Source organism: Gymnodinialimonas sp. JB5-7 (assembly GCF_055693405.1).
The window spans coordinates 480,034-492,566 of the sequence record NZ_JBVFUX010000004.1 but is presented as its reverse complement, the minus strand read 5'-3'; the positions used below and the strand labels follow the sequence as shown (position 1 = coordinate 492,566).

Below are 12,533 nucleotides of genomic sequence, written 5' to 3'. Positions count from 1 at the left end.
TGGTAAACGAAGCGTAAATGCGCCCCTTCCTTGTTTCAAAAATACCTCTGGGGGTTTGGGGGGCTGGCCCCCGATCTGAGCAATGTCTGAGCCACGGGCTGCGTTGCTTGAGTGCGCACACGACGACTGGTAGTTAGCACAAACAGAATTGGGGGAGCTTTTCCAGATGGCGCTGATCGCAGACTTGCCGCGCAATGAAGACGGCATCGCGACCGTGCTGGGAATCCTGACCCAGAGGTTCGGGCCGCGCGTTGAAACAGGGCAAGCCCTGCGCGAACAGCATGGCCACACGACCACATGGCTGCGCAATCAGCCGCCCGACGCCGTTATCTTCCCCGAAAGCACCGATGAGGTGCAGGAGATCGTGCGCATCTGTGCGACCCACCGCGTGCCCATCATCCCGTTTGGCACCGGCACCTCGCTTGAAGGGCACGTGAATGCACCCGCGGGCGGCATCAGCCTCGATTTCAGCCAGATGAACCAGATCCTGTCCGTCCATGCAGAGGATATGGATGTGACCGTCCAGCCCGGCGTGACGCGTAAGGCGCTGAACACGCATTTGCGCGACACGGGGCTGTTCTTTCCGATCGATCCGGGTGCCGATGCCTCGCTTGGTGGCATGGCGGCCACCAGTGCCTCGGGCACCTGCGCCGTGCGCTACGGCACGATGAAGGACAATGTGCTGGCCTTGAAGGCCGTGCTTGCCCTCGGGTGAAGTATCCTGACAAGCGCCAAACGCGCGCGTAAGACCTCGGCCGGGTATGACCTGACGCGCCTGATCGTGGGAAGCGAGGGCACGCTTGGCCTGATCACCGAGTTGACGCTGAAATTGCAGGGCATCCCCGAGGCGACGTCGGCTGCGACATGCTCTTTCCCGAGTGTCGAGGCGGCGTGCAACGCTGTGATCGCGACGTTCCAATACGGGCTGCCAGTGGCGCGGATCGAGTTGCTGGATGCGCTTCAGGTGAACGCCTGCAACGCCTATTCCAACCTCACCTTGCCAGAGACACCGCTATTGCTGCTGGAATTCCATGGCACGGACGCGGGCGTCACCGAGCAGGCCGAGGTCTTTGGCGAGATTGCCGGCGAATATGGCGGCACAGGCTTTACTCTTCACCACGCGCGAGGAGGAGCGCACCAAGCTTTGGCAGGCCCGCCATGACGCCTATTGGGCGGCACTGCAACTCAGACCCGGCGCGCGCGGGATTTCCACCGATGTGTGCGTGCCCTTGTCGCGACTGGCCGAATGCGTTGCGGCCGCGCAGGACAAACTGGCCGAGCTCGGCTTTATCGCGCCGGTGGTCGGGCATGTGGGCGACGGGAATTTCCACACGCTTTTGCTGATCGACATGGACAACCCAGCCGAGATCACAAAGGCCGAAGGTTTTGTCGGCTGGCTAAACGATCTGGCGATTTCGATGGATGGAACCTGCACGGGTGAGCATGGGATCGGGCAGGGCAAGGCCCAGTATCTCGAGCGTGAGCTAGGGCCCGCGGCGATTGCGATGATGGGGGCGATCAAACGTGGCGTGGATCCCCTCAACATCTTCAATCCCGGCAAAATGCGGTTGCCGGACTGATGGTGCGCCCCACGGCCTCAAACGTGCCCTCGGCCCATGCCGAGCCGCATCTGTCTGGCCGCTCCGGCTGGTTGCGAGCGGCCGTCATGGGGGCCAATGACGGCATCCTGTCCACGGCGTCGTTGATTGCTGGTGTTGCGGCCGGGTCCGGCGACAAGGCAGTGATCCTGTTGGCTGGCCTGGCGGGCATGGTCGCGGGCGCGCTGTCGATGGCGGCGGGCGAATACGTGTCTGTCTCAAGCCAGGCGGACGTGGAAAAGGCCGACGTGGCCCGGGAGCGGGCTGAGCTGGAGAACAACCCAGAGGGCGAATTGGCCGAGCTGCGCGCCATTTATGAGGAGCGCGGCTTGCGGCCCGATCTGGCCGCTGAAGTCGCCGAGGAGTTGACCCGACACGACGCGCTCGCGACCCATCTGCGCGATGAGATCGGATTAACGGACCTGTCCCCACCGCAGCCGGTTCAGGCCGCCTTGGTGTCGGCTGCGACCTTTGCAGCAGGCGCCGCGGTGCCACTGGGCGTGGCGGTGCTTGCGCCGGTCTCGGTGCTGATCCTGTGGGTCGCCGTGGGAACCCTTGCTGCTTTGGGAGCACTGGGCGCCTTGGGGGCCCAGGCGGGCGGTGCCCGCGCGCGCGCGCGGCCTTACGGGTCATGCTGTGGGGCGCGCTGGCGATGGCGGCGACCAGCGCCATCGGCGCCCTGGTGGGGCAGGGGCTATAGGACCGCGAACGCCTCAGTCCTTTGCGTAGTAGCCCGACGCGTAGCCGTCATATCCGTACTGCCCGGCATAGCCGTAGCCCTTCATCTTGCGCTGGTCGACTTGGGTGAGGACGACGCCATCGGCGGGGTGGCCGACACTTTCCAGCATATCGAGGCCTTGCCGGACCTGGGTGCGGGTTGTGCCGCCCCAGCGGACGGCAAAGACAGACGCGTCCGCGTACCGCGACAGCACGCGGGCATCCGGCACGGCAAGGACAGGCGGGCTGTCGATGATGATATAGTCGTAATGTTCGCGCAGGGTTGTGATGAGGTCCTGGAAGCGGCGGGATTCGAACAGGTCCGCTGCGTTGAAATCGCCACCTGAGCCCATCAGAACCTCAACGCCCAGATCCTCATCCATCAGGTTCGCGTTCTCAAGCGACGTTCGGCCAAGGACAACGTCGATCAGCTGCACGCCAGCCTGGTGGCCCTCGCCCACATAAGCGCGCAGGGTTTGGCGGCGGACATCGGCTTCCATCAACAACACGCGCTTGCCCTCCAACGCGCGCAAATAGCGGCTGAGGGCGATCGACAGGGTGGTCTTGCCTTCGCCCGGAATAGACGAGGTCAGCAAGATCACCTGCGGTGCACGGTCGAGATTGGCCATCAGGATCGATGTGCGCAGGTTCCGCACCGCCTCGGCAAAGACCGAATTGGGTTTTTCGCGCAGATGCGTCAGAACGTCGACCCGGTTGCGGCTGGACATGGCCGGCAGTGAGCCAAGGACCGGAACAGAGAGGGTCTGGCGCAGCTCATCCGTCGTGCGGAAGCCCGCAAAGCGCCATTCGCGGATCAGCGCGAGGGCGGCCCCGACAAACGCACCCAGCATCATTGCGACAAAGAGGGTCACCAAAATGCGCGGGCTGGACGCGCTGCGCGGGATCGCCTCGGACAGGATGCGGCTGTCCGCCGTCTCCAGGCCCTGCTGAACGCTTGCTTCCTGCAGGCGGGTCAGGAAGGTCTGATACAGCAGGCGCGCGGTGTTGACCTCACGCTCAAGCTGCTGAAGCTCGATGAGCTCATCGGATTGATTGTTGAACTGCGCCGTCAATTCCATTTCCGATCGGCGCAGGCTGGCCAGCTGTGCCTCCAAGCGGCGCTGGTCGGAGGCGATATCATCCTGCACTTCGCGAAGCGCAATTTCAGTCGCCGCTTCACCAAGCCGACCTGTGCGAAAGCGCTGCACAATGGCGCTGAACCGGGTGTCGCCAGATGCTTCTGCAACGGCAATCAGCGCCTCGGCCCCTTCGGCACTTGCCATGGCCTCGCCCAAAGCCGCCGTGTCTGCCAAGCGGGCCTCGGTTTCAGAGATCCGGTCACGTGTGTCGCGCAATTGCAGGTTTTGAGCCTGAAGCACGTCAGCGTCGATGACGTCTGATTGCTCCATCCGTTGCGCAAGAGTTTGTTCAAGCTGTTCAAGGCTGGCTTCCAGCTCGGTCGTTCTGAGGGACAAGAATTCGATGGCGCGGGTTTGTTCATCAAGCTTTCGCTGGATCTGGTTTTCCACGTAAAGCTCGGCCAAGCGGTTGACGATGCGTGCTGAATCCTGCCGGTTCTGCGTTTCGATCGAGATATTGAACACGAAGGACTGGCGGATATTTGTGATCGACAGCCGGGCGATCACACGGTCAATCACAAGGTTGCGCAGATCTTCGCCTTCGATGGCAGGTGGCTCCCAATCGCTGATCAGGGCGCGCACCAAACTGACCACTCCGCGCCATTGGGTGTCACTGAATTCAGGATGCGTCACGAGATCGAGGTCATCAACCAACCGCCCGATTAGATCGCGGGAGCGGAACACCTCAATCTCGGTATTGATCGCCGATACATCTGTGCCTGCGCCCGCAAAGACGCTCTCGATGTCCGAGATCACCTGTTGATCCTGTACCTCAAGGACGACACTTGCCCGCGCGGGAAACATGGGCGCTACAAATCGGATCGTGTAGAAGCCAGCAGCGAGCATGGAAACGATGGCAAATAGCAAAATCCAATATTTGCCGCGCCAAAGCGTGCGAACGAGAGCGACGAGGTCGATGGAGCCGTCAAATGTCCCGTTCGTTTCCGTATCGCGTGCCGTCGTCATTCCACCCAAACCTCAGAGATCACTCAGTCTGTTTTTTTGTCGGGGCGAAGCCCCGATACGCCCACTATTGTCAGATGCATTTGGCCTGGTAAATGACTGTTGAGAGAGGGGAATTTGCCCAAGCGATCGGCAAAAAACGAGAAGTAGAGGTTCTTTGGGCGCTCATGTGATCACCATATTGCGGAATCTTGCCGTCGGCGGATTTTTCAAGGGTCTGTTTTCAAACGGTTTTTGCAATGATCTTTGGATTTGCGAGGCTTGACCCAACTGTGTCGGTTTTTCCCATTACCTCATGCAACAGAACGCGGTTAATGTAGCTGGGGTCGGCCACGAAAGTGTCTTGGTCGGAATGGGGGAGCAAAATGCTCAGTACGCTGACGCGTCGTCAGAAGCGATACTTCTTTCTCGCCTTTGATAGTGCGCTTGTTCCGGTTGCCTTCTTCCTGGCCTACGTCTTGCGCTTTTCGGTTCTATTTCCCGCGCACTACCTAAGCGACGCATTGCCGCTGATCGTTGCAATGACCCTGTTCGGGCCAATTGTGGTCCTGGCCATGCGGTTGCCGTGGATCAAGCTCACATCGCTCGATATGTCTGCGCTCAGCCGGATAGCCGGGGCGACAGCCATTCTGATTCTGGTGGCGATGGCCTGTAGCTTTGCCTTGAACATAAATGCGCCGCGATCGATCCCGTTTCTGTTTGGTGGCGTGTTCTTTGTCTTGTCGGTGATGGGCCGCAACCTGGGCTACTTGCTGGTGTCGCGGTCGATGCAGCGCGGCAATGCAGGCGTGCCGGTCGCGATTTACGGGGCTGGGGCGGCGGGCATTCAGCTGGCGGCGGCGTTGCGCGCGTCGTCGGAAGTGGAGCCGGTGGCCTTTGTCGACGACAACGCAAACCTGCATGGATTGATCATTTCCGGTCTGTCGGTCTCTTCGCCGGTGCGTCTGCGCGAAATGGTCGAAAGCGGTCAGGTCAAGCGTGTCCTGCTGGCCATGCCGTCTCTGAGTCAGGCGAAAACCGATGCGATCCTGGCGGATCTGCATGCGCTTGGGTGCGATGTTCAGGTGCTTCCATCCTATGTTGATCTGATCTCAGGCCAAGCCACGACGCTGCAAACCGTGGCACCCGATGCGCTGTTGGGCCGCGACAAGGTGGATCTGGATGTGCCCGACATTGCGAAGGCCTATGCGGGCCGAGTCGTGATGGTGACAGGCGCGGGCGGCTCTATCGGGTCCGAGCTTTGCCGCCAATTGCTGGAATGCGCGCCTGCGCGGATCGTGCTGTACGAGCAATCGGAATTTGCGCTCTACCAGATCGACCGGGAACTGCGCGCCCGCGCCGAGGCGGTTCAGATCGGCCTCTCGGCGCGTCTGGGATCTGTGACAAATCCGACGCGTGTGGCCAATGTTCTTGAGGAAGAGGGCGTGGAGACCATTGTGCACGCCGCTGCCTACAAACATGTTCCGCTGGTCGAGGATAACGTCCTTGAAGGCGCAAGTAACAACTTGCTGGGAACGCAAGTGGTCGCGGCGGCTGCCGAGGCCCACGGAATCGAGCGCTTTATTCTCGTGTCGACCGACAAGGCAGTGCGGCCCACCAATATCATGGGCGCAACCAAACGGATGGCCGAGATGGTGATCCAGGACATGGCATCGCGCGCAAGCGGGACACGGTTCTCGATGGTCCGCTTCGGCAATGTCCTTGGCTCCTCCGGGTCGGTGTTGCCACTGTTCCAGGACCAGATCAGATCCGGGGGCCGGTGACCGTCACACACCCGGAGGTGACGCGCTTTTTCATGACGATTCCGGAGGCCGCGCGGCTGGTCCTGCTTGCCGGTGCCTTTTCCGAGGGTGGCGATGTTTTTGTGCTGGATATGGGCAAGCCCATGAAGATCCTCGATATCGCGCGGCGCATGATCGAGCTTTCCGGCGCCCGCGTTCGCAATGGGGAAGAGGGGGAAGGGATCGAGATCAAGATCACCGGTCTGCGGCCCGGCGAAAAGCTCTACGAAGAGCTTCTGATTGATGATGCCTCCCTGATCGCCACGCCGCATTCCAAGATCCTGAGGGCGTCCGAAGACATGCTCAGCCAGATCGAAGTCGCCGCCATGTTGCGCGAGGCCCGCGGCGCGGTTGAGGGATGCGATGCTGACCGGTTCCGTGCGGCTGTTGCGGGCTTTGTGAAAGGTTATCAACGCCCGGCTGTTGAAGCCGACACCGCCTAGGGCAGGGCGCGCGCCAGCGCAAGTGCGCCGTCCAACGCGCTGCCTTGCGGGGCTTGGAGGCCAGCGGTGATCTGGCCGCTTAACCGATCCGCCAGGGCTAGACCCATGCCTCCCGTCAGTGCCCAGGGCGTGCCGTTCGGATGGCCGACACCGCTCAGACCCTGTTCCACGCAGGTTTGGACATATCGCTGCAATAGCTTAGCCCAAGGGGTCCGGCGGTTGAATATGACGGGGGCCAGGGCCGCGAAGTCGTCCGGTGCGGCGTGCATGGCAAATTCGGAAGGATGCTGCCCGTTGATGGCGTCGCGAAGGGCGTCACGTAAGGGGTCATCTGTGTGCACAGGCATCCGCCCATCTTCCATCCGCGTCAGCTCACGCAGAGCCTCGCGCCCCAGCCAGGCCGCAGACCCTTCATCCCCCAGAACGAAACCCCAGCCGCCGTGATGCGTTACGCCCCGCGCATCCTTGCGGATGAAGAAGGACCCGGTGCCAAGGTTCACAAGCGTCCCGTGCCCGCCGCCAAACGCGCCCTCCAAGGCGGTGACACTGTCATCCACGACATAGGCCAGAAACGGCAGCCGCATGGCAAAGGCATCGGCGACACCGGGCAGGCGGCATCCGGCAAGTCCGGCCACGATGCGGGCGTGTTCGAGGTCATCGAGGCCAAGACCAAACGCGCCAAGCGCCTCAAGCAATGTCTCACGAATAGCCGCCTCGGCCGCGGCGGGATCGGTCACGACATTGGCGGGGCCGCCCTCGGCGCGGGCCGTCGCGGCCTTGCATGGACACCACCACGCGGCAGCCAGAGCCGCCGCCATCGATGCCAATGTCGATCCGATCATTCATGAGCGCAGCCTAACGCGCCGCTCAGATCAGGGAAACCGCCCGACCGGTGATCGCACTTTCCTGTGCCGCCATGCCGATGCGCACAGCCGCCGCGCCATCGGCCAGCGTGACCTCCGGCCGCCAGCCTTTGCGCACCACGTCCAGAAACCGCAGATGCTGGTAATAGGTTGACCCGTGGTGATCGCCCGCCGTGAGCAGATCCTTGTCGACCGGCGTTTCGTGCACGACCTTGCCGGTTGTGGGCATCCGCGGGCTGACGATGACTTTGGGTGTCGGTGCAGGGCCAATGTCGAAATTCCAGAACCGGGTCGGGCCGGGCACCTTGGCCTCGATCTTTCCGGCGGGGCCAACGGCGCTAATCTCTTCCTGATATTCGCTGCCTTCGGCGAACATGCACAGATCCAGCATAGCGCGCGCGCCGCGGGCGAAATCGACGATCACGAAGCCATTGTCCCAGATGTCCGGCGTCTCACCACCATAGCTTTCATCCAGATGGTTCACTGATTGCCCGGCAGAGGCCATCACGCGCACCGCCTCATCGCGCAGGATCAGGCGCATCAGGTCGAAGAAATGGCAGCACTTCTCGACCAATGTGCCGCCGGAATTGCGGTTGAAGCGGTTCCAGTCACCGACTTTTTCAAGGAATGGAAAGCGATGTTCCCGGATCGCCAGCATTTTGATTCCGCCGGTGGCCTGATTGCAAAGATCGCGGAATTTCGCGACGGGCGGCATGTAGCGGTATTCCATCGCGACCCAGATGGGCGCGGGGTAATCCTCGACCAGCTTGGCCAGAACCGCCTCATCCGCGGGATCGGTATAGAGCGGCTTTTCCATCAGCACGGGCAGGGGTCGGGTGGCCGCGATGCGTTTGAGGACATCGACATGGGTGTGGTTGGGCGAGGCCACCACAACCGCGTCCACATCGTTGCGCTGCACGACGCCTTCCAGATCGGGGCAGCGCACCGCGCCGGGCACAAGGGCCGCCGTGGCCGCCGCCATACCTTCATCCGGTTCGCAAAAGGCGCTGACCTCGGCCCCCGCCAAAAGCGCGATATTGCGGATATGCTCTTGCCCCATCATCCCGGAGCCGACGATGCCGTAACGCGTCATATCTATTGTCCTGTGCTTCGGGGTGTCATGGCACCCGCGCGAAATATTGGGCCCGGGTCGGGTCGTACCATGTCCAACTGGCCTCAGCTGGCGTGCCGTTTTGGTCAAAGGCGCGACGCTCGATCAGCGGCACGTTGGCGGCAGGCGCAAGGCCCAGAGCATCCGGCGCCCAATCCGGCAAGGCGCCCATGCGGATGACGTCCTCAGCTTCGCTGATTTTTAGCCCCAGCCGATCCTCATAGCTGCGGTAGAGCGATTCCGAGACGTTGTTCGGCGTCAACGGCCCCTTGTCGAGCCAGCGGGCATCAAGCCAGATTTCCTCAACAGCAACAGGCACATCCGACAGGAACCGCAACCGACGGATGCGCAAGCCGATGTCGGACGCCCCGATTTTGGGCAGCGTCACGGGCTTGGCCGCGCGCGTCATATCCAGCAGGCGCGCGGTGGGCAGGCCACCGCCTTGGCCCGCCAATTCCAGACGCAGCAGCGCGTAGGTCCCGACGGAGCGGTTGCCGCCTAGCACATAATTGCCCGACCCTTGCCGCCGTTCGATCAGATGGCGGTCCACCAAAAGCTGCAGCGCCTTGCGGAGTGTTGCCACCGCCACGCCTTTGTCTGCGGCCATGGCGCGTTCGGGGGGCAGTTTATCGCCCTCGGCCAACCGGCCCGAGCCAATATCACGGGTCAGCTCTTCCGCGATGCGAAGATAGGTCGGCAAGGCGCCTGTGGGCGCCTCAAGCGGCGCGGGCGCAGGTGTGGCGCGCAGCGTCTTCGGCATCGCGCGTCCTCCCTCGCTGGCCGGAATTGATATACCATTGATATACCGTCTATGCGGTGCTACCCGAGAAGAGTTGACCGCGCAAGGGAGGACGCGAAGGATGACAGTGGTTCCCGTCACATCGGCAGATCTGGATGCTGCCGAAGTCAGCTGGTTCGCAGCCCTTTGCTCGGACGATTACGAATTCCTCGGCGTGCCGGATGGCAAGCTGCGGTCGTCCTGGGCGCATTGCTCGGGCATCGTTCAGGAGGCGGAAAAGCAGGGTTTTCGCAACATCCTCTGCCCGTCCTCCTATCAGGTGGGCCAAGACACGCTGTCTTTCGTGGCCGGCTGCGCGCCGATCACCTCACAGATCAACCTGCTCGCCGCCGTGCGCTGCGGCGAGATGCAGCCGATCATGCTGGCCCGCACCATCGCCACGCTCGACCACATGCTGGAAGGGCGGCTGACCGTGAACATCATCTCGTCCGACTTTCCAGGCGAGAAGGCTGAAAGCGGGTTCCGTTACCAGCGCTCGCGCGAGGTGGTCGAAATCCTCAAGCAAGCCTGGACGCAGGACGAGATTAACTTCCAAGGTGAAGTCTATGATTTTGCAGGGTTAACGACTGATCCCGTACGCCCCTATCAGACCGGTGGGCCGCTGCTTTATTTCGGCGGATATTCCCCGCCTGCGCTGGAGCTGTGCGGTCAGCATTGCGATGTCTACCTGATGTGGCCCGAGCCGAAAGAGGCCTTGGCGCAGCGGATGCGCGACGTGAACGCGGTGGCGGAACGCTATGGCCGCACGCTCGACTACGGCCTGCGCGTGCACATGATCGTGCGCGACACGGAGGCCGAGGCACGCGAATATGCCGAACATCTGACCTGCAAAGCTGGACGACGAATATGGCCAGTTGATCCGCGAACGGGCGCTCGATCCCAGCGGCTCGCTCGGCGTGTCTCGCACCAAGCCAAGGCGCGCGAATTGGCCGACAAATACGGCTATGTTGAGCCGCATCTGTGGACCGGTGTGGGCCGGGCACGGTCGGGCTGCGGTGCGGCGCTGGTGGGCTCCGCCGACCAGGTCCTCAGCGAGATCGAAGAGTACAAGAAGATGGGCATCCGCGCCTTCATCTTCTCGGGCTATCCGCATATGGATGAGTGCAAGCATTTCGGGCGCCTGGTGATGCCCGAGCTGAAAACATGTTCAATGCCAGAGGTTTACGGCCGGGTGCCTGCGAGCACACCCGCCACGCCTTTGGGCACAGGGGAGCGTCGTTAAATGGATCGCGTCGAATGTTGGGGGCCTTGAGATGTCCCAGATCGTCTACGGCATGTGGCGGCTTGGGGGATGATGACGATACATCGCCCGCCCATGTCCAGGCGAAGGTCGAAGCCTGCCTTGAGCAGGGCATCACGACGATGGATCAGGCCGACATCTACGGCGGCTACATTGCCGAGGCGCTATCTGGGCGATTGTCTGAAGGCCGCGCCGCAACTGCGCGATCAGATCGAGATCGTGACGAAATGCGATATCGTGGCGCCGATCGGGAAGCACTCCGACAAGCGCGTGAAGTACTATGACACCAGCGCAGATTATGTCTCAGCTTGTGTCGATAACTCCCTGAAAGATATGGCGATTGACGTCATCGACCTTTTGCTGATCCACCGCCCCGATCCCCTGATGGATCATGCGGAAACGGGCGCTTGCCTCGACAAACTGGTAGCCTCCGGCAAGGTCCGCGCGGTGGGTGTGTCGAACTTCCGCCCCTGGGATTGGGAGCTGCTGCAATCCGCGATGGACACCCCGCTGGCCACCAACCAGATCGAGATGTCTGTTTTGCACCACGCGCCCTTCACCAACGGGGATTTGGCCTTCCACCAGCGTCAGAACCAGCCGCTGATGGCTTGGTCGCCGCTGGCGGGGGGTACATTGTTTGGCAGCGAAGGGGCCGCCGTGCGTGCGGTGCTGGACCGGATCGGGGCTGAGCAAGGCGTCGGCGCGGACGCCGTGGCTGTTGCCTGGCTGCTGCGACACCCGGCCAAGATCCTGCCTGTGATGGGAACGAACAATCTCAACCGGATCAAGGGCTTGTCGGACGCTGTTAAAGTCGATCTCAGCCGCGTTGACTGGTTTGAAATCTACACCGCCGCCCTCGGTCACGAGGTCGCGTAAACGGGCCTAAAGATGGGAAAGATGATTGGCGCAGCCCGTCAGGGCCGCGTAGTCATCGCTGACCACGCTGATCCCGAACTGCTCCATAAAGCCGGAAAAACGGCCCTTGGCCCGGAAGGCATCGACAAAGCCGAAGCGGTCCAGATGCGGAGCAAAGGCGCGGGTGACGCCGCCGACAAGGTAAATGCCGCCAAAGGGCAGGTGCGACAGGGCAAGATTGCCTGCCACTTCCCCCAGCACCGTCACGAACAAGGCGCCGGTTTCGCAGGCCGCCTTGTCCCCGGCTGCGATCTGGTCCAGCACGTCGGCAGGCTCAACCTTGGTGCCATGCAGCGCCCGGTGCAAATTGCTGACGCCGCGCCCGGACAAAACCTCTTCAACCGATGGAAAGCCCTTGGCGTCCCCCAAGGCACCAAGCAGCGCGTGCAGGGCAGGGATCGACGCCGGAAGGCTGACATGGCCCGCCTCGGACGGCGGAACAAAGCGCCCCGCTGCCGTGTCAAAGACCGGGCAGGTGTTGAACCCGGTGCCCAGGCCGATCACCAGCTTGGCGGCTGTTTCCGGCACGTCCGGCTGCGGCAGCACAACTTCAAGATCCTCCGCCGCGATATGTCCGATCGCGTGACCTTGTGCCTGTAGATCGTTCAGCACCGCGACCTTCTCGGCGGTCAACGCCTCGGCCAACACGGTCTTGTCGATCCGCCAGTCCAGATTGGTCAGCGTGCCCACGCCATCATGGACCGGCCCCGCCATCGCCACGCAGACACCGGATATCCGGTCACGGTCCACGCCGCTTTCCTCAAGGAAGCGAGCGATCACATGGCCGATGCCATCATGGTCCGCATTCTTGAAGCGCTTGACCGACGCACGGTCCACATCTGCGCCGCTGGCCAGAGCGACACGGGTATTGGTGCCGCCGATATCGGCTACAAGCGAGCGGGACATGTGGGTTCCTTCGGGGTCGTTTTAATTTTGATCGCCAAAATAAATGACGAAGCCGCCA

7 protein-coding genes and 3 pseudogenes are annotated in these 12,533 nt (G+C 62.2%); 5 read left to right on the top strand and 5 right to left on the bottom strand.

Going from position 1 to position 12,533, the window contains the following annotated elements:
* Positions 1-166 precede the first annotated feature (166 nt).
* Positions 167-1,580, top strand: a pseudogene (locus ACZ1HK_RS03145) (FAD-binding oxidoreductase).
* Positions 1,580-2,149 (top strand): annotated as a pseudogene (locus ACZ1HK_RS03140) (VIT1/CCC1 transporter family protein); the annotation flags it as partial. The pseudogenes ACZ1HK_RS03145 and ACZ1HK_RS03140, both read left to right, overlap by 1 nt.
* Before the next feature lie 162 nt (positions 2,150-2,311).
* Here ACZ1HK_RS03140 and ACZ1HK_RS03135 read toward each other — a convergent pair.
* On the bottom strand, positions 2,312-4,420 hold the full coding sequence (locus ACZ1HK_RS03135) for a GumC family protein (protein WP_472627417.1): 2,109 nt from the start codon (positions 4,418-4,420) through the stop codon (positions 2,312-2,314).
* Between the two features lie 362 nt (positions 4,421-4,782).
* Here ACZ1HK_RS03135 and ACZ1HK_RS03130 point away from each other — a divergent pair.
* Positions 4,783-6,641 (top strand): annotated as a pseudogene (locus tag ACZ1HK_RS03130) (polysaccharide biosynthesis protein).
* On the opposite strand, the gene ACZ1HK_RS03125 reads toward ACZ1HK_RS03130, so the two are convergent.
* The 3 genes from ACZ1HK_RS03125 to ACZ1HK_RS03115 are packed head-to-tail and all read right to left on the bottom strand — an operon-like array spanning position 6,638 to position 9,375.
* Entirely contained in the window at positions 6,638-7,483 is an 846-nt protein-coding gene (locus ACZ1HK_RS03125) for a glucosamine kinase nucleotide-binding domain-containing protein (RefSeq protein WP_472627416.1), read from the bottom strand. The pseudogene ACZ1HK_RS03130 and the gene ACZ1HK_RS03125 overlap by 4 nt on opposite strands.
* 25 nt (positions 7,484-7,508) lie before the next feature.
* The gene (locus ACZ1HK_RS03120) at positions 7,509-8,597 is read right to left on the bottom strand and encodes a Gfo/Idh/MocA family protein (RefSeq protein ID WP_472627415.1); all 1,089 of its coding nucleotides are present in this window, start codon (positions 8,595-8,597) and stop codon (positions 7,509-7,511) included.
* A 25-nt stretch (positions 8,598-8,622) separates the two neighbouring features.
* Entirely contained in the window at positions 8,623-9,375 is a 753-nt protein-coding gene (locus ACZ1HK_RS03115; RefSeq protein ID WP_472627414.1) for a GntR family transcriptional regulator, read from the bottom strand.
* A gap of 100 nt (positions 9,376-9,475) precedes the next feature.
* Here ACZ1HK_RS03115 and ACZ1HK_RS03110 point away from each other — a divergent pair, with 100 nt between their 5' ends.
* Positions 9,476-10,636: an LLM class flavin-dependent oxidoreductase gene (locus ACZ1HK_RS03110; RefSeq protein ID WP_472627413.1), complete on the top strand. Its 1,161-nt coding sequence runs from the start codon at positions 9,476-9,478 to the stop codon at positions 10,634-10,636.
* 69 nt (positions 10,637-10,705) lie between these two features.
* Entirely contained in the window at positions 10,706-11,530 is an 825-nt protein-coding gene (locus tag ACZ1HK_RS03105; RefSeq protein ID WP_472627412.1) for an aldo/keto reductase, read from the top strand.
* Positions 11,531-11,536: 6 nt separating this feature from the next.
* Here ACZ1HK_RS03105 and ACZ1HK_RS03100 read toward each other — a convergent pair whose 3' ends face one another.
* On the bottom strand, positions 11,537-12,475 hold the full coding sequence (locus ACZ1HK_RS03100) for a glucokinase (protein ID WP_472627411.1): 939 nt from the start codon (positions 12,473-12,475) through the stop codon (positions 11,537-11,539).
* Positions 12,476-12,533: the final 58 nt, after the last annotated feature.

Bases quoted from the DNA above. Each gene is read 5' to 3' on its own strand.
- ACZ1HK_RS03135 (WP_472627417.1), bottom strand. From the start codon at position 4,420: ATGACGACGGCACGCGATACGGAAACGAACGGGACATTTGACGGCTCC.
- ACZ1HK_RS03125 (WP_472627416.1), bottom strand. From the start codon at position 7,483: ATGATCGGATCGACATTGGCATCGATGGCGGCGGCTCTGGCTGCCGCG.
- ACZ1HK_RS03100 (WP_472627411.1), bottom strand. From the start codon at position 12,475: ATGTCCCGCTCGCTTGTAGCCGATATCGGCGGCACCAATACCCGTGTC.
- ACZ1HK_RS03115 (WP_472627414.1), bottom strand. From the start codon at position 9,375: ATGCCGAAGACGCTGCGCGCCACACCTGCGCCCGCGCCGCTTGAGGCG.
- ACZ1HK_RS03120 (WP_472627415.1), bottom strand. From the start codon at position 8,597: ATGACGCGTTACGGCATCGTCGGCTCCGGGATGATGGGGCAAGAGCAT.
- ACZ1HK_RS03105 (WP_472627412.1), top strand. From the start codon at position 10,706: ATGATGACGATACATCGCCCGCCCATGTCCAGGCGAAGGTCGAAGCCT.
- ACZ1HK_RS03110 (WP_472627413.1), top strand. From the start codon at position 9,476: ATGACAGTGGTTCCCGTCACATCGGCAGATCTGGATGCTGCCGAAGTC.